Raw genomic sequence first — 333 nt, forward strand, 5'->3', positions numbered from 1 at the left:
TCAAGCTGCGGTCAACAGCGAACCTAGCTCTCTTCGTCAGCCGGAAGTTTTACCGGGTATTGATCAAATACCGCCTCTACAACCCCACCAATATATCCCTTAAGATCTTCTGGCGGCGTCTCTTTCATTCTGCCAACGGCCACACCCTCCCAAATAACTTGCCTGTCCTCCGCATCGATAACATCGATGTTGAGCGTCCCTTCTGTGTATTGCGAGGTTCTTGTCTCAAAAGACATCCCAACACTGCCATGGTATCCAGCCCCACCGCGGTAAGAGTAGTAACCTACACTTGATGATGGCGTCGTTGTAGTTCGTAGTTTTTCCTTCTGAGAT

General features: G+C 49.5%; 1 protein-coding gene. It reads right to left on the reverse strand.

Going from position 1 to position 333, the window contains the following annotated elements:
• Nucleotides 1–23: 23 nt before the first annotated feature.
• A partial coding sequence (locus A3751_RS01880; RefSeq protein WP_197466102.1) for a DUF4136 domain-containing protein occupies nucleotides 24–333 on the reverse strand: 310 nt, incomplete at its 5' end.

It is taken from the genome of Oleiphilus sp. HI0080 (assembly GCF_001635135.1).